The organism is Nonomuraea longicatena (assembly GCF_039525605.1).
Lineage (GTDB): Bacteria > Actinomycetota > Actinomycetes > Streptosporangiales > Streptosporangiaceae > Nonomuraea > Nonomuraea longicatena.
The window spans coordinates 46,237-70,736 of the sequence record NZ_BAAAHQ010000017.1 but is presented as its reverse complement, the minus strand read 5'-3'; the positions used below and the strand labels follow the sequence as shown (position 1 = coordinate 70,736).

At 71.5% G+C, this 24,500-nt stretch carries 23 protein-coding genes; 11 read left to right on the top strand and 12 right to left on the bottom strand.

All coding sequences use genetic code 11. The features are described 5' to 3' along the window. Positions 1–42 precede the first annotated feature (42 nt). Positions 43–969, top strand: coding sequence for a methylenetetrahydrofolate reductase [NAD(P)H] (gene metF, locus ABD120_RS18095; protein WP_343951081.1), 927 nt, complete (start codon positions 43–45; stop codon positions 967–969). A gap of 195 nt (positions 970–1,164) precedes the next feature. Here the strand turns inward: metF and ABD120_RS18090 are convergent, their stop codons facing one another. After that, positions 1,165–1,785 carry a GNAT family N-acetyltransferase gene (locus ABD120_RS18090; RefSeq protein WP_343951080.1) on the bottom strand — a complete coding sequence of 207 codons (621 nt, stop codon included), beginning with the start codon at positions 1,783–1,785 and terminating at the stop codon, positions 1,165–1,167. A gap of 4 nt (positions 1,786–1,789) precedes the next feature. Next, positions 1,790–2,266 (bottom strand): YbaK/EbsC family protein, encoded by a 477-nt coding sequence (locus ABD120_RS18085; RefSeq protein ID WP_343951078.1) that lies wholly within the window; start codon positions 2,264–2,266, stop codon positions 1,790–1,792. Positions 2,267–2,364: 98 nt separating this feature from the next. On the opposite strand from ABD120_RS18085, the gene ABD120_RS18080 reads away from it, so the two are divergent. After that, positions 2,365–3,225 carry a L,D-transpeptidase family protein gene (locus ABD120_RS18080; RefSeq protein ID WP_343951077.1) on the top strand — a complete coding sequence of 287 codons (861 nt, stop codon included), beginning with the start codon at positions 2,365–2,367 and terminating at the stop codon, positions 3,223–3,225. Here ABD120_RS18080 and ABD120_RS18075 read toward each other — a convergent pair. Genes ABD120_RS18075 through ABD120_RS18045 form a run of 7 tightly spaced genes read right to left on the bottom strand, consistent with a single transcriptional unit; the run spans position 3,215 to position 9,978 of the window. Continuing rightward, on the bottom strand, positions 3,215–4,105 hold the full coding sequence (locus ABD120_RS18075; RefSeq protein ID WP_343951076.1) for an aldo/keto reductase: 891 nt from the start codon (positions 4,103–4,105) through the stop codon (positions 3,215–3,217). The two genes, ABD120_RS18080 and ABD120_RS18075, sit on opposite strands and share 11 nt — an antisense overlap. After that, the gene (locus ABD120_RS18070; RefSeq protein WP_343951075.1) at positions 4,102–4,401 is read right to left on the bottom strand and encodes a cupin domain-containing protein; all 300 of its coding nucleotides are present in this window, start codon (positions 4,399–4,401) and stop codon (positions 4,102–4,104) included. Before ABD120_RS18070 ends, ABD120_RS18075 begins: the two co-directional genes overlap by 4 nt. Positions 4,402–4,448: 47 nt before the next feature. After that, positions 4,449–5,432 carry an aldo/keto reductase gene (locus tag ABD120_RS18065; protein WP_343951074.1) on the bottom strand — a complete coding sequence of 328 codons (984 nt, stop codon included), beginning with the start codon at positions 5,430–5,432 and terminating at the stop codon, positions 4,449–4,451. Positions 5,433–5,439: 7 nt separating this feature from the next. Then, positions 5,440–6,366 (bottom strand): carbohydrate ABC transporter permease, encoded by a 927-nt coding sequence (locus ABD120_RS18060; RefSeq protein ID WP_343951073.1) that lies wholly within the window; start codon positions 6,364–6,366, stop codon positions 5,440–5,442. A 10-nt stretch (positions 6,367–6,376) separates the two neighbouring features. Next, a complete protein-coding gene (locus tag ABD120_RS18055; protein WP_343951072.1) occupies positions 6,377–7,258 on the bottom strand; it encodes a carbohydrate ABC transporter permease in 882 nt (293 codons plus the stop codon). Next, a complete protein-coding gene (locus ABD120_RS18050) occupies positions 7,258–8,688 on the bottom strand; it encodes an ABC transporter substrate-binding protein (RefSeq protein WP_343951071.1) in 1,431 nt (476 codons plus the stop codon). The genes ABD120_RS18055 and ABD120_RS18050 overlap by 1 nt, the downstream gene beginning before the upstream one ends. 12 nt (positions 8,689–8,700) lie before the next feature. Then, positions 8,701–9,978 (bottom strand): alpha-L-fucosidase, encoded by a 1,278-nt coding sequence (locus tag ABD120_RS18045; protein WP_343951070.1) that lies wholly within the window; start codon positions 9,976–9,978, stop codon positions 8,701–8,703. A gap of 99 nt (positions 9,979–10,077) precedes the next feature. Between ABD120_RS18045 and ABD120_RS18040 the strand changes: the two genes are divergently transcribed. The 5 genes from ABD120_RS18040 (at position 10,078) to ABD120_RS18020 (ending at position 15,229) form a co-directional block, all read left to right on the top strand. Beyond that, positions 10,078–11,808: a glycoside hydrolase family 97 protein gene (locus tag ABD120_RS18040; protein WP_343951069.1), complete on the top strand. Its 1,731-nt coding sequence runs from the start codon at positions 10,078–10,080 to the stop codon at positions 11,806–11,808. A 25-nt stretch (positions 11,809–11,833) separates the two neighbouring features. Then, on the top strand, positions 11,834–13,156 hold the full coding sequence (locus ABD120_RS18035) for a BNR-4 repeat-containing protein (RefSeq protein WP_343951068.1): 1,323 nt from the start codon (positions 11,834–11,836) through the stop codon (positions 13,154–13,156). Further along, complete coding sequence (locus tag ABD120_RS18030; protein ID WP_343951067.1) at positions 13,153–14,340, top strand: carbohydrate-binding protein; 1,188 nt, start codon at positions 13,153–13,155, stop codon at positions 14,338–14,340. The genes ABD120_RS18035 and ABD120_RS18030 overlap by 4 nt, the downstream gene beginning before the upstream one ends. Before the next feature lie 131 nt (positions 14,341–14,471). Then, complete coding sequence (locus tag ABD120_RS18025; RefSeq protein WP_343951066.1) at positions 14,472–14,858, top strand: VOC family protein; 387 nt, start codon at positions 14,472–14,474, stop codon at positions 14,856–14,858. Next, positions 14,858–15,229, top strand: a complete 372-nt coding sequence (locus ABD120_RS18020) for a VOC family protein (RefSeq protein ID WP_343951065.1) — start codon at positions 14,858–14,860, stop codon at positions 15,227–15,229. Before ABD120_RS18025 ends, ABD120_RS18020 begins: the two co-directional genes overlap by 1 nt. On the opposite strand, the gene ABD120_RS18015 is transcribed toward ABD120_RS18020, so the two are convergent. Both ABD120_RS18015 and ABD120_RS18010 read right to left on the bottom strand, forming a co-directional pair. After that, on the bottom strand, positions 15,186–16,961 hold the full coding sequence (locus ABD120_RS18015; RefSeq protein ID WP_343951064.1) for a glycoside hydrolase family 36 protein: 1,776 nt from the start codon (positions 16,959–16,961) through the stop codon (positions 15,186–15,188). The genes ABD120_RS18020 and ABD120_RS18015 overlap by 44 nt on opposite strands. Positions 16,962–16,965: 4 nt before the next feature. Next, positions 16,966–18,147: an ROK family protein gene (locus ABD120_RS18010; protein WP_343951063.1), complete on the bottom strand. Its 1,182-nt coding sequence runs from the start codon at positions 18,145–18,147 to the stop codon at positions 16,966–16,968. 71 nt (positions 18,148–18,218) lie between these two features. Here ABD120_RS18010 and ABD120_RS18005 point away from each other — a divergent pair, with 71 nt between their 5' ends. Together ABD120_RS18005 and ABD120_RS18000 are read left to right on the top strand one after the other, a co-directional pair. Then, positions 18,219–20,264: an alpha-galactosidase gene (locus tag ABD120_RS18005; RefSeq protein WP_343951062.1), complete on the top strand. Its 2,046-nt coding sequence runs from the start codon at positions 18,219–18,221 to the stop codon at positions 20,262–20,264. After that, positions 20,261–21,517: a Gfo/Idh/MocA family protein gene (locus ABD120_RS18000; protein WP_343951061.1), complete on the top strand. Its 1,257-nt coding sequence runs from the start codon at positions 20,261–20,263 to the stop codon at positions 21,515–21,517. Before ABD120_RS18005 ends, ABD120_RS18000 begins: the two co-directional genes overlap by 4 nt. Positions 21,518–21,592: 75 nt before the next feature. On the opposite strand, the gene ABD120_RS17995 is transcribed toward ABD120_RS18000, so the two are convergent. Continuing rightward, positions 21,593–22,285 carry a TetR/AcrR family transcriptional regulator gene (locus ABD120_RS17995; protein WP_343951060.1) on the bottom strand — a complete coding sequence of 231 codons (693 nt, stop codon included), beginning with the start codon at positions 22,283–22,285 and terminating at the stop codon, positions 21,593–21,595. Between the two features lie 71 nt (positions 22,286–22,356). Between ABD120_RS17995 and ABD120_RS17990 the strand changes: the two genes are divergently transcribed. Both ABD120_RS17990 and ABD120_RS17985 read left to right on the top strand, forming a co-directional pair. Then, the gene (locus ABD120_RS17990; RefSeq protein WP_343951059.1) at positions 22,357–23,526 is read left to right on the top strand and encodes a cytochrome P450; all 1,170 of its coding nucleotides are present in this window, start codon (positions 22,357–22,359) and stop codon (positions 23,524–23,526) included. 2 nt (positions 23,527–23,528) lie between these two features. Next, positions 23,529–23,735, top strand: coding sequence for a ferredoxin (locus ABD120_RS17985; RefSeq protein WP_343951058.1), 207 nt, complete (start codon positions 23,529–23,531; stop codon positions 23,733–23,735). The last annotated feature ends 765 nt before the right edge of the window (positions 23,736–24,500 follow it).

Below are 24,500 nucleotides of genomic sequence, written 5' to 3'. Positions count from 1 at the left end.
GTTGAAGGGTTCGATGCCCGGTCGCGCGGTAACCTGGAGAGCATGGCGCTTGGTCGACCCTCCGTCCTGCCCGATCGGGTTCCCACCGTACGCGAGCTGCTCGCCTCAGGCGGGCGGTCCTTCTCGTTCGAGTTCTTCCCGCCGAAGACCGACGCGGGCGAGCGACAGTTGTGGCGGGCCATCCGCGAACTGGAGTCACTGCGGCCGACGTTCGTGTCGGTGACGTACGGCGCGGGCGGTTCCACCCGCGACCGCACGGTCGACATCGTCGAGCGGGTAGCCCACGAGACCACACTGACCCCGGTCGCCCACTTCACCGCCGTCAACCACTCGGTGCGCGAGCTGCGCCACCTCGTCGGCCGCTTCGCCGACGCCGGGGTGCGCAACATCCTGGCCGTGCGCGGCGACCCTCCCGGCAACCCCACCGCCGACTGGGTGCAACACCCCGAGGGGGTCCTGTACGCCGAAGAACTCGTCCGCCTGATCCGCCAGGCGGGCGACTTCTGTGTGGGCGTGGCCGCCTTCCCGTACAAGCATCCGCGCTCGCCGTCCATCGAGTCCGACACCGACTACTTCGTCCGCAAGTGCCAGGCGGGGGCCGACTACGCGATCACGCAGATGTTCTTCCAGGCCGACGACTACCTGCGGCTGCGTGACCGGGTCGCGGCCCGGGGCTGCGGCACTCCGATCATCCCGTGCATCATGCCGGTCACCCAGATGGGCACGATCGCCCGCTCCGAGCAGCTCACCGGGGCGCCGTTCCCCGCCGATCTCGCGGTCCGGTTCGAGGCGGTGGGCGACGACCCGGCGGCGGTGCGGCGGCTCGGCATCGAGCACGGCGCGGAGCTGTGCCAGCGGCTGCTCGACGAGGGTGCCCCCGGCATCCACTTCATCACCTTCAACCGCTCCAGCGCCTCCCGCGAGGTCTTCCAGCGCCTCGACCACGAATCCCTGCGCACCGCCGTCTGATCGGCGCGGCCTCCCGCATAGCCTGGGAAGGCCCGCGCACGCGACGCCGCGCCGCAGGGAAACGGGCGAGGCCGCAGGGGCGCCGGGCTCCGACGAGCCGGACGCCGCGTCGCGCGAGAGCGCGGGCGGGTACCCCCGGTCTCGTATGGGCGTGTCAGGACGCGTTGCGCACGGGTATGGGCGGCCGATGCGGGGTCAGGGCGCGCTCGGCGTTCTCGGCAGCGGCAGCGGGCGGCCCACGATCGCGTACTGCTCGTGGCCGCCGGGGAAGACGTAGGCGCTGAGCAGGTCGGTGAAGCCGAGCGCACCGTACAGGTGGCGGGCGGCCGTCGGCCGGTCGTGGGTCGACAGGAGGGCCGAGCGCTCGGCCCGTCCCGCGCACAGCGTCTCGATCATCGCCCGGCCGATGCCCCTGCCCTGGAAGTCCGGGTGCACGTGGATCTCGGCCAGCTCGAAGGCGTCGCCCAGCCAGGCGTCCGCCTCCTGCGTGCCCGACCGCTCGGCGACCGCCCGGTAGACGACGTCGTGCCACCACTGCCCGGGTGTGCCGTGGAAGCCGTAGGCGAAGCCGACGATCCGGGGCGCCGGCTCGGCGCGGTCGTCCGTCACCTCGACGGCGCCCGGCCGCATCACCGGCGACTCGCGCAGCTCAGCCAGGTAGCACTGGAAGCGCGGGTAGGCGGCGTGGTTGTGCATGATGCCCTTGCGGCCGTCCACCTGATCGGGCGGCGGGCTCATGGCAGCCTGGTAGATCGCCATGACCGTGTCGAGCCGTCCGGCGAACTCGGCGGGGCCGGCGCCGCGGAACTCGACCACCCGCCTACTCGACGTCGGCGGGTGTGCCATCGGTGATCCGTACGAGCTCGGTGAAGCTGGTCGGGAAGACCGTGTGCGGGTGGCCGCCGGCCGCCCACACGACGTCGTGCTTGTCCAGCCAGGTGTCCACCAGGGTGCGCACCGGAGCCGGGTGCCCGACGGGTGACACGCCGCCGATCGGCTGGCCGGTGGCGGCGCGGACGAACTCGGGTGTGGCCCGCCGTACCTGGGCGACCCCTGCCGTGCGGGCGATCAGTCCGGTGTCGACGCGGTGCGCGCCGCTGGTGAGGACCAGCAGCGGGGTGCCGTCGGCGTCGAAGATCAGGCTGTTGGCGATCGCGCCGACGTCGCAGCCGAGCTGGGCGGCGGCGGTGGCGGCGGTCGGCGCCTTCTCCGTCAGGTAGACGATCTCGCCCGCGACGCCGAGCTCCCGAAGGACGGCGGCGACATGCGCGGCGTTGGACGGCAACTTCTCTGGCATGCGGACACTCTAAACAGGTTGACGCTGCGTTTACCGTTTTTAAGGGTGGTATAGGGTCATTTGACTCGATTGTTAGTGAGCTGGAGGGGTGGGTTCACGTGCGGGGAGCACTCTCGACGGCGGCGGTTCTGACGGCGGCGGCCGTCGCGTTCACCGGCGGCGGCCTGGCCGCGACGGCCGCGTCCGCCGCGACGACCTCGGTCTCTACGGCACCGCTCGCGCAGGCCGGTTCGGCGCAGGCACCGAGCAACACAGCACAGGCCCAGACACAGACACAGACACAGACACAGACACAGACACAGCGCGGGACGGCGCAGGCTCCGGGCAAGACGCTGAGGCTCGGTGCCAAGGGCGAGGCCGTCGTCCGGCTGCAGGAGCGCCTGCGTGAACTCGGCTACCGGCCGGGCCGGGCCGACGGCAGGTACGGCGGCACCACACTGGCCGCCGTCTGGGCCTTCCAGAAGGTCAACGGCCTCCGCCCGAACAGCACGGTCGGCGCCCGCACCTGGGCGGCGCTGGAGTCGCCCAGGGCGCCCAAGGTCCTGGTGCCGAACGGCAGGAGCACCCGGGCCGAGGTCAACCTGAGCACCCAGATCATGGTCATGTACGTCTCGGGGAAGCCCGCCCTCATCAGCCACATCTCCTCCGGCAGCGGCGTCGCCTACTGCGAGACGACGAAGTGGCAGGGCAAGACCCAGCGGTTCTGCGGTTCGGCCCGCACGCCGACGGGCGACTACCGGACCACCTGGCGGCGCTCGGGCTGGCACAAGTCGTACTTGGGCGAGCTGTACAACCCGATCTTCTTCAACGGCGGCATCGCCTTCCACGGCGCGCTGTCGGTGCCGCTGCGCCCCGCCTCGCACGGCTGCGTACGGCTGCCGATGAACGTGGGCGGCGAACTGCCCGGCCTGCTCGGCAAGGGCGTGCCCGTGCACGTCAGGGGCGCCTTCAGGGGCTGAGAGCGTCGAGGTCGGCCCAGCACGCCTCGGGCACCGGGTGGCGCAGGGCGGCCAGAGCGGCGCGCACGTGCGCGGGCTCGTGCGCGCCGATGAGGACCGAGACGATGGCCGGATGCCGCAGCGGGAAGCCGAGCGCCGCCGCCGCCACCGGCACGCCGTGGGCGGCGCACACGTCGGCGATCCGCCGGGTTCGAGGAGAGGCGGAGGCTGCGCCGTCGGTGGCGAGCCCGCCCCGGTGGAACAGGCCGGCGGCCACGACGGCGACGCCGCGCTCGTGGCACAGGGGCAGCAGGTCGGCGAAGGCCGAGCGGCGCAGCAGCGTCGCCTGGTCGGCCGCCAGGAGCACGTCGGGGTCGGCGTTCCTGACGTAGTCGGCGAGCATCCCGGACCGGTTCATGCCGACGCCGATCGCCCGCACGACGCCCTGGGCGCGCAGTTCGGCCAGCGTGGCGAAGCCCTCCTCCAGCGCCTGCGGCCAGTGGTGGTCGGGGTCGTGGACGTAGAGGACGTCGACGTGGTCGAGACCGAGCCGGGTCAGCGAGTCGTCGAGGCTGCGCAGCACGCCGTCGCGGGAGAAGTCCCAGGCGGCGTGGCGGTCGTCGGGGATCGCGAAGTCCGGAGGGCGTCCCGGCCCCCGGCGGACGAGCCGGCCGACCTTGGTGGAGACCAGGTAGCCGGCACGGGGGAGCCCGCGCAGGGCCTGGCCGAGACGCCGCTCGGCCAGGCCGAGGCCGTAGTAGGGGGCGGTGTCGAAGTAGCGCACGCCCGCCTCCCAGGCGGCCTCGACGACCGCGTGGGCCTGGGCGTCCGTGATCGCCCGCAGGTAGTTGCCGAGCGGGCCGCCACCGAGGCCGAGCTCCGGCAGGGCGAGGACGGTCACCGTCCGGGCTCCAGGTGCAACCAGGTGGTGACGACGGGGGTGACGGCCTCCAGGTGGTGGTCCTCGCCGGCCTCGACGACGAGCACGTCCCCGGCCGCGAACGCCGAGGGCTCGCCGTCGAGGTGGATCACCCCGGTCCCGGACAGGACTATGAAGATCTCCGGGTCCGGGTGGGTGTGCCGCCCGTTGCCGTGGCTGACGGCGCCGGGCGGCAGCGAGGAGACGCCGCCGGAGGCGATCCGGTAGCCGGGCAGGCCGATGCCGCCCGGGTGCTCGGCCAGTGTGCTCCTTCTCATCGCGCCTCCAGGGGAGAGGGCGCGTGCGCCCTCGGGTCGGCAGGGTGTCACACCGGGACGCCGCTCTCCTTGGCCGCGAGGTCGATGGCGGCCAGTTCCTCCGTGGTGAGGCCGAGCCGGTCGACGGCGGCCACGTTCGCCTCCAGTTGCTCCGGACCGGACGCGCCGACCAGCACGGAGGTGACGCGGGGGTCGCGCAGCGCCCATGCCAGCGCGAGCTGCGCCACCGTCTGCCCGCGCGTGGCGGCCAGCCCGGCGAGGGCCCGGACGAAGGCGAGGACCTCGGGCGTCACCTGGTCGGCGGTCAGGAACCGGCCCTCGGCGGCCCGCGAGTCGGCCGGGATGCCGTCGAGGTAACGGTCGGTCAGCAGGCCCTGCGCCAGCGGCGAGTAGACGACGCAGCCCGCGCCCACGGACTCCAGCACGCCCAGCAGTTCGTCCTCGATCGTCCGGCGCAGCAGCGAGTACGCGGGCTGGTGCACCAGCAGCGGCGTGCCCAGCGAGCGCAGCATCGCGGCGATCTCGGCGGTGCGCGCGGGCGAGAAGTTGGACACGCCCACGTACAGCGCCCGGCCGGAGCGCACGAAGTGGTCGAGGGCCGCAGCCTGCTCCTCCAGCGGCGTATCGGCGTCGTCGCGGTGCAGGTAGAAGATGTCCACGTGGGCGAGGCCGAGCCGGGCGAGCGAGCGGTCGAGCGTGGCCAGCAGGTGCTTGCGGGAGTTGCCGCTGCCGTACGGCCCGTCCCACATGGGGTTGGCGCCCTTGGTGGCGACGACGTACTCCTCGCGCAGCCCGCGCAGGTCCTTGGCGGCGATGGCGCCGAAGGTCTCCTCGGCGGAGCCGAGCGGCGGGCCGTACCTGTCGGCCAGGTCGAAGTGGGTGATGCCCAGGTCGAGGGCCTTGCGCAGGATGGCGCGCCGGCCGTCCAGCGCCTTGCCCTCCCCGAAGTTGTGCCACAGGCCGAGGGAGACCGCGGGCAGCAGCAGACCGCTGCGCCCGCACCGCCTGTACGGCTGGCGTTCGTAGTTCACGTACCGTCTACCTTCCAGCTATCCCGGTGAGGGTGACGCCCCTGATGAACGTCTTCTGAGCGATGAAGAAGATGATCACGATGGGCATCATGGCGATCAGCGCCACCGCCATCATCTGGTTGTACTGCGTCGCGTACTGATCGGTAAACAGGCCGAGGCCGAGCGGCAGCGTGAATTTCTCCGTCGTGCGGATGTAGATCACCGATTCCAGGTACTGGTTCCAGTTGCCGACGAAGGAGAACAGGCAGATAGCGGCCAGCGCCGGTTTCGACAGCGGCAGCATGATCCGCCACAGGATCCGCAGTTCCGAGGCGCCGTCGATGCGGGCGGCGTCGATGAGCTCCTGCGGGATGGTCGTGAAGAACTGCCGCAGCAGGAAGACGTAGAGCGCGACGCCGAAGAACTCGGGCACGATCAGCGGCAGGTAGGTGTCCACCCAGCCGAGCTTGGAGAACAGGATGAACTTGGGCACCAGGGTGATCTCCCTGGGGATCATCATGGTGGCCATGAGCGCGCCGAACATCAGCGTCGCCGCCCCCGCCCGCATCCGCGCGAAGGCGTAGGCGGGCAGCACACAGGAGATCAGGTTGCCCAGCACCGACAGCGCGGTGATGAGCACGGTGTTCAGCATGAACGTGGTGTAGTCCAGTGATCCCGCCCAGCCTCGGACGAAGTTCTCCCAGTGGAAGGAGTCGGGCAGCCACTGCGGGGGGAAGGCGAGGTTCTCGGCGTCGGACTTCAGCGACGTGGTGATCATCCACAGGAACGGCAGCACGAAGACGACCGTTCCGGCGATCAGCAGCACGTACGCTCCCGCGCGCTGGGCCCGCCTGACGCGCTCGGCCTGCGTGGCCGTCAGCGGCCGGGGCGGCTTCCGCGCGGGCGCCCGCCCGTGTGACCCCCCGTGTGACCCCCCGTGTGACCCTACGAGCATCGCCGGCACCTCACCTGAACTCGTAGTGGACCCACCGCCGCGCCAGCGCGAACTGGACGGCGGTGACGGCGATGATGACGGCGAACATCGCCCACGACAGCGCGGCCGCGTACCCCATGTCGAAGTAGACGAAGGCGTGCCGGTAGATGTAGAGGCCGAGGACCATGGTGGCGTTGCCGGGCCCGCCCTCGGTCATGGCCAGGATGAGCACGTAGCCCTGCAGGGCGCCGATGAAGCCGGTGACGACGTTGAAGAAGATGACCGGCGACATCATCGGCACGGTGACGCTCCAGAAGCGGCGCCACCAGCCCGCCCCGTCGATCTCGGCGGCCTCGTAGAGGGTCTTCGGGATGCCCTGGAGCCCGGCCAGGTAGATCACGATGGTGTTGCCCGCGCCCCACACGGCCATGAGCACCAGGGCGGGGATGGCCCACTCCTGCGAGGCGAGCCAGCCCGGCCCCTGGATGCCGACGGTGGCCAGCACCTTGTTGATCAGGCCGTAGTCGGGGTGCAGGATGTTCAGCCACAGCAGCGCCGTCGCGAGGCCGGAGACCACGGACGGCATGTACATCACCGTCCTGAACAGGCCCTGGAAGCGCAGCGGCTGGTTGAGCAGCAGCGCCATCCCGAAGGTGAAGGTGACGCCGAGCACGACGTAGCCGACGCCGTACTGCACCGTGTTCTCGATCGACTCCCAGAACTCGGCGTCGGCGAACATCCGCTCGTAGTTCGCGAGGCCGACCCAGGACGGCGACCTGAGCAGGTTCCAGTCCATGAAGCTGACGACGATCGCGGCGGCGATCGGCCCGGCGGTGAACACCACGAAGCCGATCAGCCAGGGCGAGGCGAACAGGTGGAAGCGGCGCGCCTCCCGCCGGGCGAGCGTGGTCATCAGGCGATCTGGTTCTCGGCCAGCAGCGGCCCGACCTTGGCGGCGATCTCGTCGAGCGCCGTCTTGACGTCGATCTTGCCGAGCAAGGCGCGCTCCCAGATGGGCTTCGCGGTGTCGACGGCCTTCTTGGTCGCGGGCAGGCGCAGCACGCCCTCACTGGTGGCGTAGTCGGCGAGGATCTCCTTGACCAGTTCGGCGGTCTCGGCGGGGATGCCGAGCGCCTCGGCGTTGGGCAGCCAGGCCGACTGGCGGGCGGGGGCGCTGATGCGGCGGAACCGGTAGCCGGAGGAGGACAGGAACTCGTAGATGTACAGCCACGCGGCCTCCTTCTGCCGCGAGCCCTCGGTGATGACCAGGGCGCTGCCGACGGCGGGGGAGAAGCGGCCCTTCGGCCCCTTCGGCACGTGGGTGGCGCCCCATGCGAACGCCTTCTGCTTGGCCAGCTCCGTCATGATCCAGGCACCGTTGATGTGCATCGCGGCGTGGCCGGACTTCCACGGGTCCACCTTCTCCAGCAGCAGTTCCTCGGCCAGGCTGGGGGTGGCGCCGTCCTTGAGCAGCAGGTCCAGCCACATGGACATGGTCCTGACCGCCTCCGGCGAGTTGATCTCGACCCGGGTCTCGTCGGCCGACAGGAAACGCGCGCCGAACGGCAGGAGGAAGACCGTCGCCAGGTCGGGGGCGGGTTTGGCCGTCGGGGAGAAGCCGTAGATCTTGGTGGCGCCGGAGCCGCTCTTCAGTTTTCTGGCGGTCTCGACCATCGTGTCGAAGGTCCACGACTCGTCGGGGTACTTCAGCCCGGCCTTGTCGAAGAGGTCCTTGTTGAAGTAGAGCAGCTTGGGCGCCATGTCGGTGGGCAGGCCGTACAGTGCGCCGTCGCGGCGGAAGTAGGCCAGGCCGGCCTCGGGGAGGTCGTCGGCGGCGAACTCGGGGGAGCGGGCGATGAAGTCGTCCAGCGGGGTGAGGATGCGGTTGGCGATGAAGTTCTGCGTCCAGGAGTAGTGGTTGTACATCACGTCCGGCAGCGAGCCGCCCGCCGCCTGGGCCATGTACTTGGTGAGGAAGCCGTCGAAGGTCGAGGTCTCGCGCTTGATCTCGATGTTCGGGTGGCGCTTCCTGAAGAAGTGGTCGAACTGGAGGTTGCGCACCTCGGCGATGATGTCCGAGGTGGTGGCCACGGTGATCGTCACCTTGGCCGCCGGTTCTGGCACGTTCGTCCTGGGCCAGGTCAGCGAGTCGTTCAGTGCCTCGGCCTCGGCGAAGGGCCAGGTCTCGTTGCCCGGCCGGTTCGGGTCGAGGGTCTGCAGGCCGGTCTTGACCGGCGCGGTCGCCTGCTGCCGTTGGCGGGTGTCGCCGCCGCAGGCGGCGATCACCGGCATGGTCGCGGCGGCCGCTGCGAGGGCCAGGATCTGCCGCCGGTTCATCTCCATGGGGCTGGCCTTTCACAGGAAGATCTCGATGACCGGCACGGCCACGTCCGGGCGCCGCACCGGGAGCCGGAGGGTGAGGGTGCCGGGTGGGAGCGCGCCGAGCTTGGTGTTGCCGCTGTCGATCGCCGGGTCCGGGTTCTCGAAGCGGATCTCCGAGGCGTCGTCGAGCAACTGCGCGTAACGGGCCAGGCCGGACAGGCCCGGCAGGTGGACATGCCGGTACGGCCAGGCGAACAGGTGCAGGTAGAGCCGGTCGCCCCGCTGGGTGTATCGGCAGTCGGGCGGTGCCGTGAACGCGCTCGGCCCGGCGCCGTGGATCGAGCGGCCGTGCAGCCGCATCCACTCCCCGATGCCCCGCAGCGTGGCCAGCGCCCGGGGCTCCAGCTCGCCCCGGCCGTTCGGTCCGACGTTCAGCAGCAGGTTGCCGTCCTTGGAGACGGTGTCGACCAGCATGCGCACGAGCAGGTCGACGGGTTTGAAGTCGAGGTTGTCGCGGTCGTAGCCCCAGCTCCCGTTGAGCGTCTGGCAGGACTCCCATACCTCGCCGGGCGGCTCCGGCGGCTGGAACTGCTCGGGGGTGACGAAGTCGCCCGGGATCTCCAGCCGGTTGTTGACCAGGATGCCCGGCTGCAGGCGCCGGACGAGGGCGAGCAGCCCTTCGGAGTCCCAGTCGGCGGCGCCCTTGCCGCCGGGCGTCGGCCGTCCGGCGCGGCGCCGCGCCGAGTAGGAGAAGTCAAACCACATGGTGTCGACCGGGCCGTAGCGGGTGAGCAGTTCCTCGACCTGCCCGTGCAGGTAGGCGCGGTACTTCGCCATGTCGCGCGGCGGCGCGTCGCCCTGGTCCTCGCCGAAGCGGGGATGCAGCCCGTCGACGGGGAAGTCGGGGTGGTGCCAGTCGATGAGAGAGTGGTAGAAGCCCACGCCGAGACCGCGTTCGCGGAAGGCGTCCACGATGGGGCCGACCAGATCCTTCCCGTGGGGGGTGCCCGCGACCGAGTAGTCGGTGAGAGCGGAGTCCCACAGGCAGAAGCCGTCGTGGTGCTTGGTGGTGAGCACCATGTAGCGCATGCCCGCCGCGTCGGCGGCCTCGGCCCACGCCCGGGGGTCGAACAGGTCCGGTTGGAAGCGGTCGAAGTATCGCCGGTACTCGGGGTCGGTCAGGTGCTCGCGCTGCATCACCCATTCGTGCCGGGCGGCCAGCGCGTACAGACCCCAGTGGATGAACAGCCCGAAGCGCTGCGCACGGAACTCGGTCAGTCTCGCCGCAAAGGTCCGATGACTCAGGGGCATGGCCGTACCGTAGACCTGGTAATTAACTTCGTCAAGAATTGAATTGCAATCGTTTGCAGCCTAAGCTCGGGCGCACTGTGGGCCGGCCCAGGAGGTCTCATGTCGCAGTGGACATGCAGTGAAGACGATCTGGAAGCGACCGTCGGACTGTCCGAGGCCGGTGAACTTTGGTGGGAGGTGCGGCACGCCGGCCGTCCGATGATCGGACGCTCACGGCTGGGCCTTCGGACCGCGCACGCCGACCTGAGCCGGGGCCTGGCCTTCCAAGGGGTCGCGAGCACCCGCGTGGAGGAGACCTACGAGACGGTGACCGGCAAGAGCCGGGGCCACCGGTACGCGGCGACCGAATGGACCTTCGCCTTCGGCGGCGGGCTGGAACTGCAGGTGCGGGTCGGCTCCGGCGGCGTGGCCTACCGCTACCGCGTGAGCTGGAGCGGGCCCGTCACCGTCTGCGAGGAACTGTCGGAGTACGTCCTCGACCCCGGCGCCCGCGCCGTCCTGCTGCCCTACGAGAACGGCCGCTGCGACTACGAGGAGATCCACCACCACACCACCGTCGGCGCGGCCGAGCGCATCCTGTACGGCTACCCGTCCCTGTTCCAGATCGGCGAGAGCTGGATGCTGGTCACCGAGTCCGACCTCGACGGCGGCTACGCCGGTTCCCGGCTGCGCAACGACGGCGGCGCCCTCCGCCTCGACCTGCCCGACCCGTACGTCACCGCCGCCAGCCCGCTCACCACCCCGTGGCGCCTGGCGATCATCGGCGACCTCGCCGCGATCGTCGCCAGCGACCTGGTCACCAGCCTCGCCCGGCCGTCGCGGGTGGCGGACACCTCCTGGATCCGGCCCGGCGCCGCCGCCTGGTCGTGGTGGTCGGACGGCCCCTCCACCCGCGACCTCGACGCCCAGAAGGTCTGGGTCGACTTCGCCGCCGCCATGGGCTGGCCGTACCTGCTGGCCGACTCCGGGTGGAGCAAGGACTGGATGCCGGAACTCATCGCCTACGCCCGCGACCGGGGCGTCGGCGTCTGGCTGTGGTCGCACTGGCAGCACGTGGACAGCGAACTCGAACACCGCGAGAAGCTCGCCCTGTGGAAGCGGTGGGGCGCCGTCGGCGTGAAGATCGACTTCACCGAGTCCGACGGTCAGGACCGCATGCGCTGGTTCGACTCCGTCCTCGCCGCCACCGCCCGCCTGGAACTCATGGTGGTCTTCCACGGCGGCACCATCCCGCGCGGCACCGAGCGCACCTGGCCCCACTTCATGACCGCCGAGGCGGTCAAGGGCGCCGAGTGGATCAAACCCCGGCCGGGCAAGGAGCCGCTCTACCCGCCCGCCCACTACCTGGCCCTGGCCTTCACCCGCAACGTGCAGGGCCCGATGGACTTCACCCCCGTCACCTTCACCGCCGTCCGCAGCATCTCCGCCGGGTTCGAACTGGCGCTGTCGGTGCTGTTCGAGTCGGGGGTGCAGCACTTCGCCGACGGCATCGAGTCCTACGGCGCCCGCCCGGAGGCCCGCCGCCTGCTGTCGCGCGTCCCGGTCGCCTGGGACGAGACCCGGCTGCTCGGCGGCGACCCCGCCGACCACATCCTGCTGGCCCGCAGGCACGGCGAGGTCTGGTACGTCGGCGCCGGCGTCGCCGGTCCGGCCCGGACCCTCACCGTGCCGCTCGGCTTCCTCGGCGACGGCGAGTGGATCGCCGAGATCTACCAGGACGCCCCCGGCGACCGCATCGCGGAGGCGAAGGCCGTCGTCCGCGCCGGGGGCGGACTCGACCTGCCCGTCGCCGCCGACGGCGGGTTCACGCTGCGGTTGGCGCGCGGCTAGCCGTACCCCACGAAGGAGAGGACCCGTGCACCCCACCAGGATCGGTGCCGCAGCCGCGGCCGCCGTCGCCGCCCTCGGGCTCTTCACCGCTCCGACCCAGGCGGACCCGGACGAACGCGGCGGCACGCTCGTCGCCCAGACGACCGCCACCCACGCCCGTGTTCACAGCGACCGCCGCCCCATGGGCGCCGGGCTGTACGACGCGAAGGCGAACAGGACCCACATCTCCTGGATGGGCAAGGACTCCGGCGCCTACGTCCAGGAGTACGACCACGGCACCGGCCGCTGGAGCACTCCCGTCAAGGTCGGCTCCTCGTTCAAGGACAAGCACAACTACCCGGTCATGGTCCAGGCGGACGACGGCAGGCTGCTGGTCTTCCACGGCGCCCACAACTCGCCGCTGCGCCTGGCCACCCGGGCGGCCGACGGCACCTGGAGCGACCGTAGCCTCGGTGACGTCGCGCCGTACCACGCCTCCTACCCGAAGGCCCTCAAGGCGAGCGACGGCGACATCTACGTCTTCTTCCGCGACACCCTCAAAGAGGATGACCGGACCAAGTTCGTCGACGACCGGCCGATGCAGTACCTGGTGTCCACCGACGACGGCACCACCTGGAAGAGCTCGGGTGAGCTGACCGGTCATCCGTACATCCTCGGCTCCGAGCGCGCGGACAACATGGACGAGGTGTACATGGCCGAGATCACGCAGGCGCGCGGCCGCTTCCACCTGCTCTGGACGATGGCCGGCGGCGGGCACCCCGACGTGCATGGACACGGCACCCAGATCCACGACGTCTTCTACGCCGCCTTCGACCCGGCCACCCGGCGCTTCGCGAGCGTCACCGGAGAGGACCTCGGCGACCAGCTCGACGAGAACGAGATGCTCACCAAGGCGATCGTCTGGCGCAGCAACCGCGAACTGCTGCACGGTACCGGCTTCACCCACTCGGTGCAGACACTCTCCGACGGCCGCCCGGTCATCGTCTTCTACGACAACCAGCCGGGCGGGCAGCGCCCCTGGCTGACCGCCGGACGCTGGAGCGGCAGGCAGTGGGAGTTCACCCGCCTCACCCAGGAGTACGGTCTGCTCGACAGCGAGAAGATCGGCCCCGACACCCTGCGTGTCTACACCACGCGCGGCAGCGAACCCGGCATCACCGCCTTCCTGCTCGACCGGGGCCGGACCTGGCGCCGGGGCCAGTACATCTGGACCGACACCAGACTGCAGAAGGGCAACGTCATCGAGGGCGGAAGGGACCCGGTCCGGATGGTGGCCGAGACCAACACCGGCACCCAGGACCAGAGCGCGCAGATCGGCAACGTGTACGCCGTGGGAGAAGCCAGATGATCAGACGACTCGCCGCCGCCCTCGTCCTGCTGGTGGCCGTCGCGCCCGCCGCGCACGCGCGGGACCAGGGGGCACCGCGCTGGGAGCTGCGCTGGAACCCCAGCCCTCACAAGGACGGCGTCGCCGCCTTCGAGGCGCTGGAGGACGACCGGCGCGGCTCGCACCCCGAGGGCCTGCCGCACGTGTACGCCGAGCGCGGCGCCTGGCGCTTCGACTCCCACACCGTCGACCGCGACGGCGCCGACCGTCAGCGCAACGAGGCGCGCGGCATGCGCGACGGCCGGGGCCGGGCGCTGGAGATCCGCGAGGACGAGGTCTGGCGCATCAGCTGGCAGATGTACATACCGGACACGCTCGACGCGACCACGTCCTTCAGCCACGTCTGGCAGCTCAAGACCTCGGACATCGGCACCCCCGTCGCCCAGCTCTCGCTGCCGGTCAGAGGCGGCGTCCAGAAGATCGAGGCGCGCCACTGGACCCTCGCCGACAACACCACCCGCCCCTTCGCCGCCCACGACCTCGAACCCATCCAGAACCGGTGGGTCACCACCACCGTGGAGATCGGGGCGAGCGACCGGGGGTACCTGCGCTGGATCCTCCAGGACGGCCGCACGACCCTCGTCGACCAGCGGATCGACGACATCGACCTGCACTGGAGCGACGAGCAGTACAACCGCCCCAAGTGGGGCGTCTACCGCAGCGTCCGCAGCGCCGGGCTCCAGGACACCCACCTGCTCGTCAGGGACCTCAAGGCGTGGACGCTCGGGCCGGTGAACCCGCCCGTCACGCTGCCGCCGCCCGACACCTCCGCCGGGGCCCACGAGGCCGAGCGCGTGGGCAACGTCTTCGAGGGCGCGGCCGAGCCCGTCTACTGCCGGATCTGCTCCGGTGGCCGCAAGACCATCCTCATCGGCGGCAACACCTACGATCACACAAGGGTGCGCGGCATCCTGTCGGAGACCTCGGGGCCCAGGGAGATGACCGTGCACGCCGTCGTTGACGGCGCCCAGACCTTCCGGATCAGCGTCAACGGGGCCGACTCCGCCGAGGTGACCATGACGGGGACGCGGGAGCGGGTCGCGACGGCGACCGTACCGGTGACGTTGATCGCGGGCGTCAACGACATCCGCTTCTTCAACCTCTCCGCCCGCTCGCCCGAACTGGACAAGATCGTCATCAGGTAGGCGGACGAGACACTCCCGGTCCCGGTGCGGCCCACACCGCCGGGGCCGGGAGCATCACCGGTTCTTTAACCGGGCACCGGTGAGTTCTCCTCTCCCCCGGGGTCTATATGGGGAGAGAAGGGAGTACCACCATGAGCAGACCTGTACTCGGCAGCATCCTGCTGGCCAGCACCGACCCCGCCCGCCTGCGGGACTGGTACGTGAACGCCCTGGAGCCGGAGGCGGTGTCGGAGGACGACGCCTACCGTTTCCTGCGGTTCGGCGACTTCCACGTGCTCATCGACCGGCGGGCCGACGTCTCGGACCGAAACCCGGAGCCGGGCCGGCTGATCCTCAACTTCGACGTGCCGGACGCCAAGGCGACCGCCGCCCGCATGGACGGCCTCGGCGTCACCTGGCTGGCCGGACTGGAGGACCGCGACGGCTCGCTGTTCGCCACCGCGATCGACCCGGACGGCAACTATGTGCAGATCATCGAGCTGAGCCCGAAGCACCGGGCGGAGCTGGAGGCCGGCTGATGTTCGCCGACACGCGGGCCTACAGCGGCTTCTCCGTGAACGACGTCCAGGCGGCCAGGGACTTCTACGAAGGCGTCCTCGGCATCCGCGTCTCGGAGGCGAACGGCATGCTCACCCTGCACCTGGCGGGCGGCAGGGACACGCTCGTCTATCCCAAGGGCGATCGGCACGCCCCCGCCTCCTACACGATCCTGAACTTCCCCGTCGCCGACATCGAGCAGGCCGTCGACCGGCTCGCCGAACGCGGGGTGCGTTTCGCGCGCTACCCGGGGATGCCGCAGGACGACAAGGGGGTGATGCGCGGGGACGGCCCGCCGATCGCCTGGTTCACCGACCCGGCGGGAAACATCCTGTCGGTCGTCCAGGAGTGACGAGCCGGAGCAGCCCACCGGTCGGTACCTCGACCTCGCACACGCCCGCGAGGTCGAGGTCCGCCTCGGCCACCTGCCGTCCCCGGCAGTCGTAGACCGTGCTCTCCGCCCGTGTCCCGGGGGCCGGGCGGAGGAGCACGCCGGTGGAGGCGTCGGCGTTGGCCAGCCACCACACCCCGCCGCCCTCGGGCACCGAGACCGCCACGTCGGCGTACCTGCCCGTGACGGCGACGCCGTCGCCGTACGCGCTGACGAGCGGATAGTGCAGGTCCGGCCGCGACGGGACGAACCGGCCGCCCTGCAGCACGTCCGCGTGCTCGCGGAAGAAGGCCAGCCAGAACCGCAGCACCTCCAGTTGCGCGGGGCTCTGCGCCGACAGGTCGACCGAGATCTGCGGCACCGAGAACAGCACGTTGAGAAGCTGCGCCGCCACCCGCTCCGGGCTCTCACCCGGATGCCACATGAGCATGTCGGAGTGGACGGCCACGGGCCCGGCCACCAGGCGCAGGTCCACCGTGCGCTGCCGGTTGTGCAGCGGGCTCAGCGGGCAGTCGGAGGCCCTGATCATCGTCGCGTGCGGGCGCAGCCCCGGGCTCGTGTACGGCTGGCGCAGCTCGATCGGCGCGTCCGGGGGCAGCCCGGCCGAGATCTGGGCCATGAGCCGCCGCACGCCCTCGGTCACGTCCGCGCAGTCGGCCTCGGGACCGGGCTCCGGCGGGTCCTCGACGGCGAACTGGTCGATGAAGTCGATCTTGAGGCCGTCCGCGCCCCACTCGCGCACCGCCCTGGTCACGTTGCCGGCGAGCAGATCGCGGATGTGCGGGTAGCGGGGATCGACGACGACCGCGTTCATGTGCGGCCGGTACGTCAGGCTGTAGGCCCGTACCCGCTCCCACAGGCGTGTCCGCCGCCCCACGAACGGCAGCGCGTACCACAGCAGGTAGGCCAGGCCGTTCTCGCGCACCCTGGCCACGTGGGCGGCCGGGTCGGCGAAGGTCGGCTCCCACTCGCCGACGTGGGCGTAGCCCCTGCCCCGGTCGTCGCTGTGCCAGCCGTCGTCCACGATGATCGCCGCGCAGCCCAGCTCGGCCGCGAGCGCCGCCTGCCGTTCGACCGCCTCGGCGGTGACGTGCTGCTGCATCGCGTACCAGGTCGAGTAGGCGGGCAGCCGGGCCGCGAGGGGCACCGGCCGCGCCGGGGGCCGCCACCAGGCGGCCACGTCGGCGAGCGTGTCGGCGAAGTGCCTGCCGCTGAGGTCGAGGCGCAGCCGCAGCCCGGCCGAGGGGCTCGCCTCGTGCTCGGCCCAGAAACCGAACTCGCCGGTCTCCTCGACGACGCCCGTGCGGACGAGCACGGGCCGTTCGGCCTCACCGACGGCGTACGTGCACAGCGACCGGTCGCCGGTGCCGACGAGCGCCCCGGCGGGCGCCCCCTTCTCCAGCGACGTCCGCCTCGGCCGGCGCCAGAAGGGCGGCAGCCCCCGGTGCTCGCCGCTGTCGGGCACCCAGAAGGCGACCGCGTCCACACACGGGATCCGCCACGCCGCCCGGACCTCGGCCGGTCGGTCGGGGACGATCAGGATCTCCGCCACACCGGCTGCGGGGCGGGTGAGCGTCCAGGTCAGGGCGGTGGAGGCGGTCGCCTCCACCGCGAGGTCGCCGAGCCCGGTCGCCATGGTGACCGCGTGTGTCGCTGCCGCGTCGTCGTGCGGCTGCCAGATGGCGGTGGTCACGGGGTCATCGCTCCTGGAGGGTGAAGAGGGTCTGGATGGCGACGGCCGCGGCGCCGCGCGCCCACTGCTCGAACGGCCGGGGCCGCAACACCAGCAGGCAGTCGGCGGCGGCGCCGAACGCCTGCTGGGTGAAGGACTGCCGCAGGTGTTGCTCCAGCAGCTCGTAGGCGGCCAGGCCGGGCAGGTCGCCGCTGACCACGATGCGCTCCGGCCCGATCAGGTTGGCCATCGCGGCCATCGCCCGCCCGAGCGCGGTGCCCGCACGGGCGAAGACCTCCCGGGCGGCCGGGTCTCCCGCGCGTGCGGCGGCGATGGCGCCGTCCAGTGTCAGCTCGGGCTCGCCCAGGGCGCGGCGGGCGGCGTGGAGGACGGCGGGGATGCCCGCGATGGCCTCCACGCAGCCGCGCCCGCCGCAGTGGCAGGGCGGGCCGTCGCCGCCGACGGGGACGTGGCCGATCTCCCCGGCCACGCCTCTGGCCCCGGTGACCAGGCGGTCGTCGACGACGACCGCGCAGCCGATGCCGAGGCCGATCGTGACCAGGGCGAAGGAGGAGGTGCCGACGCCCTCGCCGAACCAGTGCTCGGCCACGGTGAGGGCCTTGACGTCGTTCTCGACGGTGACGGCCAGGCCGGTGGCGCCGGTGGCGAGCTCGCCGAGCGGTACGTCGTGCCAGGACAGGAACGGGGAGTAGCGCACCAGGCCGGTGGCCCGGTCGACGTCGCCGGAGACGGCGAGGCCGAGGCAGCGGCAGCGCTCTCGGTAGGCGGGGGAGCGGCCGAGCAGGTCGCCGGTCAGCGCGGCGAGTTCGGCGGCAACCGTCTCCGGCGCGGTCGAGGGCAGCGGGCGGTGGGCCGAGGCGACCACTTCGGAGCGCAGGTCGGTGACCACGCCGATCAGCTCCTCGTGGGTGATCTTCACGCCCAGGAAGTACTCGCGGTCGGGGCGGACCGCGAGGGGGCTGGCCGGGCGGCCGGCCCCCGGGCCGGTGCGCTCGGTGGCGGCCAGTTCCGCCAGGTAGCCCGCCTCGATGAACGGCCGGGCCGCCTTGGTGACGGCGGCGGACGACAGGCCGGTGCGCCGGGCGATCTCGACCCTGGAGACCGGACCCTGCGTGAGGACCATCGTGAAGACCGCCGCCGCGGCCGGGGTGGTGATCGTGGCCCTGGGGCGGGCGAGGTCGAGCATGGACGCATAGTAGCAGTAATTAACTTCGTCAAGAATTGAATTCGTCCGGGGGGCGGCCTACGCTCCGCCTCATGCCCCTCGTGACCTTCGACGCGGCGCGTCGGCGCTGGTCGCTGACCACTCCGGCGACCAGTTACGTGATCGGCCTGGCCGACGACGACACCCCCGTCTGCCTCCACTGGGGGCCGCGCCTCACCGGCGAGCAGGCCGCCGCACTGCCCCCGGCCGGGCGGCGGCCCGTCAGCAGCTTCGACGGGATCTCCGGCGGCGAGGAACTCCTCACCGAGGCCGGCGCCCGCTTCGGCCCCGCCTCCCTGCAGATCCGCTTCCCCGGCGGCGACACCGGCGTCGAATGGCGCCACCTCGGCCACGACATCGACCGCGGCCACCTCACCCTGCGCATGGGCGACCGGGCGCACGACCTGGAGATCGCCCTCCACTACCGGGTCCGCGACGACAGCGACGTCGTCGAACGCTGGACCGAGATCGCCGCCGAGGAGGAGGTCACCCTCCTGCGCTGCGACTCGGCCGCCTGGCGGCTGCCGCCGCTGCCCGGCTACCGCCTCAGCCACGCCGTCGGGGCCTGGGCGGCGGAGAACCAGGTGCGGCGGGAGGAGGTGCCCGTGGGGGAGACCGTACTGACCAGCAGGAGAGGCATCACCAGCCACCAGGCCAACCCGTGGCTCATGCTCGACGCCGGGGACGCGGGCGAGGAACACGGCGAGGTGTGGAGCACCGCGCTCGCCTGGAGCGGGAGCTGGCGCGTCACCGTCGGCCGCACCGCCGAGGGCGCCGTGAGCTGGACCGGCGGCTTCGGCCACGAAGGGCTCACCTGGCGGGGGCGCTCCTGGACCACCCCCGTCTTCGCGGGCCTCTACTCCTCGGACGGCTTCGGCGGGACCAGCCGCGCCTGGCACGCCCACATCGCCGCGCACGTCCTGCCCGCCGCCGGCGAACTGCGGCCCGTCCTCTACAACTCGTGGGAGGCCGTCGGCTTCGACGTCGACGAGGACGGCCAGAAACGCCTGGCCAAGCTCGCCGCCCGGATCGGCGCCGAGGTCTTCGTCATGGACGACGCCTGGTTCGGCGGACGCACCTGCGACCGCGCCGGGCTCGGCGACTGGTGGCCCAACCCCGAGCGCTTCCCCGGCGGGCTCCGACCCCTCATCGACGAGGTACGGCGGCTCGGCATGCGCTTCGGCATCTGGGTCGAGCCCGAGATGGTCAACCCCGACAGCGACCTGTACCGTCAGCACCCCGACTGGGTGATCCACCAGCCCGGCCGCGAGCGCACCGAACTGCGCAACCAACTCGTGCTCGACTTCTCCCGGCCGGAGGTCGCCGCATGGGCGCACGGCTGGCTCGACCGGCTCGTCCGCGAGCACGGGATCGACTTCGTCAAATGGGACTGCAACCGCACCGTCACCCAGGGCGGCCACGACGCGCTCTGGATCGAGCACACCCGGGCCGTCTACGCCGTGATCGACCGGCTCCGGGCCGACCATCCCCGCCTGCGCGTCGAGGCGTGCTCCGGCGGCGGGGGCCGTACCGACCTCGGCATGCTCGCCCGCACCGACCAGATCTGGACCTCGGACAACACCGACGCCGCCGACCGGATCGCCATCCAGCACGGCTTCAGCCAGATCTACCCCGCCCGCGCCATGGCCGCCTGGGTCACCGACAGCCCCAACCCCGTCACCGGCCGCCGCAGGCCGCTGGACTACCGCTTCCACGTCGCCATGGCGGGCGCCCTCGGCGTCGGCGGCGACCTGCCCGCCTGGAGCGAGGCCGAACTCGACCGGACGGCGGCGCTCGTCGCCCTCTACAAGGACATCCGGCCCGTCGTCCAACTCGGCGAACTGCGCCGCCTGCGCGGGGGCGTGCAGTACACCCACGAGGACCGGGTCGTCGTTCTCGTCTTCCGCGGCCCCACCGCACACGGCTCGCCCGCCGTCCCGCTGCGGCTGGCCGGGCTCGACCCGCAGGCCCGCTACCGCGACGAGGACACCGGCGACCTGCACCACGGCCTGCTGCTCACCAGCCTCGGTCTCACCCCGGACCTGCCGAGGGAAGACCACGCCAGCGCGCTGATCCGCCTGCGTAAGGAGCCGTCTTGACGCGCCGCCACGCCATCGTCGGCCTGGGCCACCGGGCCGGAATGTACGTCGAGGCCCTGCGGGGCGACTGGGCCCACGCCGGGCCCCTGGTCGCCTTCTGCGACACCAACCCCGCCCGCATGGCCGCCTACGGCCCCGTCGTCCCCGCCTACGCTCCCGGCGACTTCGGGCTGCTGCTGGAGCGCGAACGGCCTGACGTCGTCATCGTGACCAGCCCCGACCACACCCACCACCACTTCGCCGTCGCCGCGCTGGAACGCGGCTGCGCCGTCATCGTGGAGAAGCCCCTCGCCACCACCGCCGCCGCCTGCGCGGCCGTCGCCGAGGCGGCGGGCGAGGTGACGATCACCTTCAACTACCGCTACGCGCCCCGCAACTCCGAGGTCAGACGGCTGATCGCCGAGGGCGCCATCGGCACCGTCACCTCCGTGCACTTCGAATGGCTGCTCGACACCGTGCACGGCGCCGACTACTTCCGCCGCTGGCACCGCGACAAGGCCAACTCCGGCGGCCTGCTCGTCCACAAGTCCGGCCACCACTTCGACCTGGTCAACTGGTGGCTCGGCGCCACCCCCGTTAGCGTGTACGCCCACGGCGACCTGCGCTTCTACGGCGACGCCAACGCCCCGGGTCCCCGTCCGGCCCGCAGCCGGGACTCCGGGCTGGTCGGCACCGACCCCTACTCCCTCGACCTGCGCGCGGACCCCCGCCTCGACCGCCTCTACCTCCAGGCCGAGCACGAGGACGGCTACCACCGCGACCAGGACGTCTTCGCCCCGGGCGTCACCATCGAGGACAACCTGTCGGTGCTCGTCCGCTACGACGACCGCGCCCTGCTCACCTACTCGCTCAACGCCCACGCTCCCTGGGAGGGCTACCGCGTCGCCCTCAACGGCACGCTCGGCCGCGTCGAACTCGACGTCGTCGAACGCGAATGGGCCGACCCCGGCGCGGCCGCCGCGCTCGGCAAGGGCGCCCGCCGCCTCGAACCCGGCAGCACCCGGACGCGCGGCGAGCGGCTTGTCCTGCAACGGCACTGGGAACCCGCCCGGGAGATCCCCATCCCGAAGGGGAGGGGCGGGCACGGCGGCGGCGACCGGCTGCTCCTCGACGACCTGTTCGGCCCCCGGGACGGCGAGCGCGCCCCGGACCCGCTCGGACGCCGGGCCGACCACACCGACGGCATCAAGGCGGCGAGCATCGGCATCGCCGCCAACACCTCCCTGGAGACGGGGGCGCCGGTCCGCCCATGACCGGCGCGTCGCGGACGGCTCTCTCGTCGGGGCGCGCATCGGCGCGGGCCGGCTGGTCGCCGGTGGACGAGGAGGTCAGACCGCCGGTGGGGGAGGCATGGGCGCGCAGGGCCGCGGCCGTCGCGATTCGGGACCTGTCCGTCCATCGCCGGAGTCCCTGGGTGGGGTGAGCCGCCGCACCCCTTCGAGCGCGACCGTGGTGCCGATCTTGACCGCATCCTCGATCCGGGCGTTCGGCTCGCCCTTGAGCAGCACCATCATGGCGGCCACCTTGATCGCGCCCACGACGGCGCCCACCGCCGCCGCGGCCTGCTCGGGGCTCAGCTCGCCCGCGAACACCTCGTGGAGCGTCCACGCCAGCTGCGTCTGTGAGTCGAGCATGACCTGCATCGCCCTGGCCTGGAGGGCGGGGGCCGCAAGGACCAGGCGGGTGCGCTGTGTGTCCAGCGACAGGTGGAGGTCGTTGTCCTCGATCGTGAACTCCATGCTGTCGGACACCATCCGGCTCAGCAGGTCGGCCACCGGCTCGCCGGGGCGGCGTCCGGCCAGCACCGCCTGGGCGCGCCGCAGCCGGGCCTCGGCGTCGAAGAAGAGCACGTCCTCCTTGCTGTCGAAGTAGCTGAAGAACGTCCGGGGCGAGATGTCGGCCTCGGCGGCGATCTCCGCGAGCGTGGTCTGCTCGTAGCCCTTCTCGGTGAACAGCCGCAGTGCGGCCTCGATCAGGGCGTGCCTGGTGCGCACCTTCTTGCGCTCGCGTAGCCCGCTCATGCTCGAACTCTACAACCACTAACTTTTTGCAACCATTGCAAAACTGCACTGATTGATGTTTTCCTTGGATCATGACCACTCTTCCGATGGAGCGTGAAACGCCGTTCGACCCGCCGGGCAAGCTGCTCGACCTCGCGGCACGGGCGCCGATCCACCGCATGACGTACACCGACGGCCACCTCGGCTGGCTCGTCACCGGCCACGCGCTGGGCCGGGCCGTACTTGCCCATCCGGATTTCACCTCCAGCCCCAAAGACCTCCACCCGCCGGTGCCCGGCAGGGAGAAGGTCTTCGGCGGGGGCTCCGACTTCCTCACGCCGCCCGGGTTCTTCATCCGGATGGACCCGCCGGAGCACACCAGGTTCCGCAAACTGCTCACCGGCCAGTTCACCGTCCGCCGGATGCAGCGGCTCGAACCCCGGATCACCGAGATCACCGAACAGGTCCTCGACGCCATGCGGCCGCCCGCCGACCTCGTGGAGGACTTCGCGCTGCCGATCCCGTCGCTGGTGATCTGCGAACTGCTCGGGGTGCCGTACGAGGACCGTGACAGCTTCCAGGACGACACCCGCGTCATCGTCAACCTGGAATCCGAGGCGGAGGAGATCTTCGCCGCGGGGGGACGCCTCCAGGCCTACTTCGCCGACCTCGTGGCGAGGAAGCGGGCCGAGCCCGACGACGCCCTCATCAGCGGCCTGCTCGAACTCGACGACGAAGACCTGGTCGGCGTCGCCTTGCTGCTGCTCGTCGCCGGTCACGAGACCACCGCGAACATGCTCGGCCTCGGCACCTACGCCCTGCTCACGAACCCCGACCAGCTCGCCGTGATGCGCGAGCGCCCGTCGGTCGTCGACGGCGCCGTCGAAGAGCTCCTCCGATACCTGTCGATCATCCACCTCGGCCCGTTCCGCGTCGCCACCGCCGATGTCAGCATCGGCGGCCAGACCATCAAGAAGGGCGACAGCGTCACGATCTCCACCTCGGCCGCCAACTTCGACCCCGCACGCTTCCCCGACCCCGCCCGCCTCGACCTCACCCGGCAGGCCACCGGCCATCTCTCCTTCGGCCACGGCATCCACCAGTGCCTCGGGCAGCAACTGGCCCGCATCGAGATGCGGATCGCGTTTCCCGCGCTGCTGCGGCGATTCCCCGAACTTCGCCTGGCGTGCGATCCCGCGGAGGTTCCGATGCGTTCGCACATGTCAATCTACGGGGTGCACCGTCTGCCGGTAACCTGGTGATCATGAAAGTCAATGCGGACCGGTCTGTGTGCATCGGTGCAGGGATGTGTGCCCTGACGGCCCCTGCCGTCTTCGATCAGGACGACGACGAGGGCCTGGTGGTCCTTCTCACCGAGGAGATCCCCGACGACCGCCATGAGGTGGTATGCCGGGCGGTCACCCTGTGCCCTTCGGGGGCGCTCTCGCTGGAGAACGACCCCAGCTCCTGATCCGCCCCATTCGGGCATCCGGCATCCACCAGAGGACCGGGCCGCCCTCGCTCACCCGGCCCGCCGTCCTCGGTGGCCGCATGCCCGAACCAGGGCTCGGTGTCCGGCGTGGGCCCCGGACACCCGGTGCGGACCCGCCACTCCCGCGGGCCCGCACCACCCGGCGGTCCGGCCGCTCCTGCACTACCGCCTCTCCCCGCCCCCGGCCGGCGAACACCGTGGCCTCGCCCGTGTGAGCGAGGCCGTCGAGCCACGACGCCGATGCCTCGCCGTTGGGCGCCCGTGCGACGCCCGCCGCTGACCGCCTTCGTCCGCCGGTCGGGCGGAGAGTCTCGCACGCCAGGTCGTAAGCCGTTGGGCGTTCGGTGCTGGTGCGACGCCTGCCGATGGACGCCTGCCTCCGCCGGTCGGTCCCGGAGATTCTTGCTTGTCGGGTCGGTAAGGCGTTCGTGCGTTGGTGCGTTCGGTGCTGGCGCGACGCTTGCTGATGACCGCCTGCCTCCGTCGCTCAGGCCGGAGAATCTCGCCCGCCAGGTCGGCAAGCCGGAGCACGGCGCGGGCTGCAGGAGTGGGGGGGTGAGAGCACGGCCACCCAGAAGCGCGCCGCGGGGCGCCCGGTGGCCGGACTCAGGCTCCGTGGCGGAGGGGCGCGAAGATTGGCCGCGTGGCATCGGGGCGGAGAACCGGCTGCGTGGTGTGAGGGGTGTGGAGAACTGGCCGTGTGGTGTGAGGGGTGTGGAGAACTGGCCGTGTGGCGTGGACGCT

What these genes read in the sequence shown, in the direction of transcription:
- metF (WP_343951081.1), top strand. Translation starts at nt 43, where the DNA reads ATGGCGCTTGGTCGACCCTCCGTCCTGCCCGATCGGGTTCCCACCGTA.
- ABD120_RS18085 (WP_343951078.1), bottom strand. Translation starts at nt 2,266, where the DNA reads ATGCCAGAGAAGTTGCCGTCCAACGCCGCGCATGTCGCCGCCGTCCTT.
- ABD120_RS18070 (WP_343951075.1), bottom strand. Translation starts at nt 4,401, where the DNA reads ATGAGAAGGAGCACACTGGCCGAGCACCCGGGCGGCATCGGCCTGCCC.
- ABD120_RS18060 (WP_343951073.1), bottom strand. Translation starts at nt 6,366, where the DNA reads ATGCTCGTAGGGTCACACGGGGGGTCACACGGGGGGTCACACGGGCGG.
- ABD120_RS18055 (WP_343951072.1), bottom strand. Translation starts at nt 7,258, where the DNA reads ATGACCACGCTCGCCCGGCGGGAGGCGCGCCGCTTCCACCTGTTCGCC.
- ABD120_RS18050 (WP_343951071.1), bottom strand. Translation starts at nt 8,688, where the DNA reads ATGGAGATGAACCGGCGGCAGATCCTGGCCCTCGCAGCGGCCGCCGCG.
- ABD120_RS18045 (WP_343951070.1), bottom strand. Translation starts at nt 9,978, where the DNA reads ATGCCCCTGAGTCATCGGACCTTTGCGGCGAGACTGACCGAGTTCCGT.
- ABD120_RS18040 (WP_343951069.1), top strand. Translation starts at nt 10,078, where the DNA reads ATGTCGCAGTGGACATGCAGTGAAGACGATCTGGAAGCGACCGTCGGA.
- ABD120_RS18030 (WP_343951067.1), top strand. Translation starts at nt 13,153, where the DNA reads ATGATCAGACGACTCGCCGCCGCCCTCGTCCTGCTGGTGGCCGTCGCG.
- ABD120_RS18025 (WP_343951066.1), top strand. Translation starts at nt 14,472, where the DNA reads ATGAGCAGACCTGTACTCGGCAGCATCCTGCTGGCCAGCACCGACCCC.
- ABD120_RS18020 (WP_343951065.1), top strand. Translation starts at nt 14,858, where the DNA reads ATGTTCGCCGACACGCGGGCCTACAGCGGCTTCTCCGTGAACGACGTC.
- ABD120_RS18010 (WP_343951063.1), bottom strand. Translation starts at nt 18,147, where the DNA reads ATGCTCGACCTCGCCCGCCCCAGGGCCACGATCACCACCCCGGCCGCG.
- ABD120_RS18005 (WP_343951062.1), top strand. Translation starts at nt 18,219, where the DNA reads ATGCCCCTCGTGACCTTCGACGCGGCGCGTCGGCGCTGGTCGCTGACC.
- ABD120_RS17995 (WP_343951060.1), bottom strand. Translation starts at nt 22,285, where the DNA reads ATGAGCGGGCTACGCGAGCGCAAGAAGGTGCGCACCAGGCACGCCCTG.
- ABD120_RS17990 (WP_343951059.1), top strand. Translation starts at nt 22,357, where the DNA reads ATGACCACTCTTCCGATGGAGCGTGAAACGCCGTTCGACCCGCCGGGC.
- ABD120_RS17985 (WP_343951058.1), top strand. Translation starts at nt 23,529, where the DNA reads ATGAAAGTCAATGCGGACCGGTCTGTGTGCATCGGTGCAGGGATGTGT.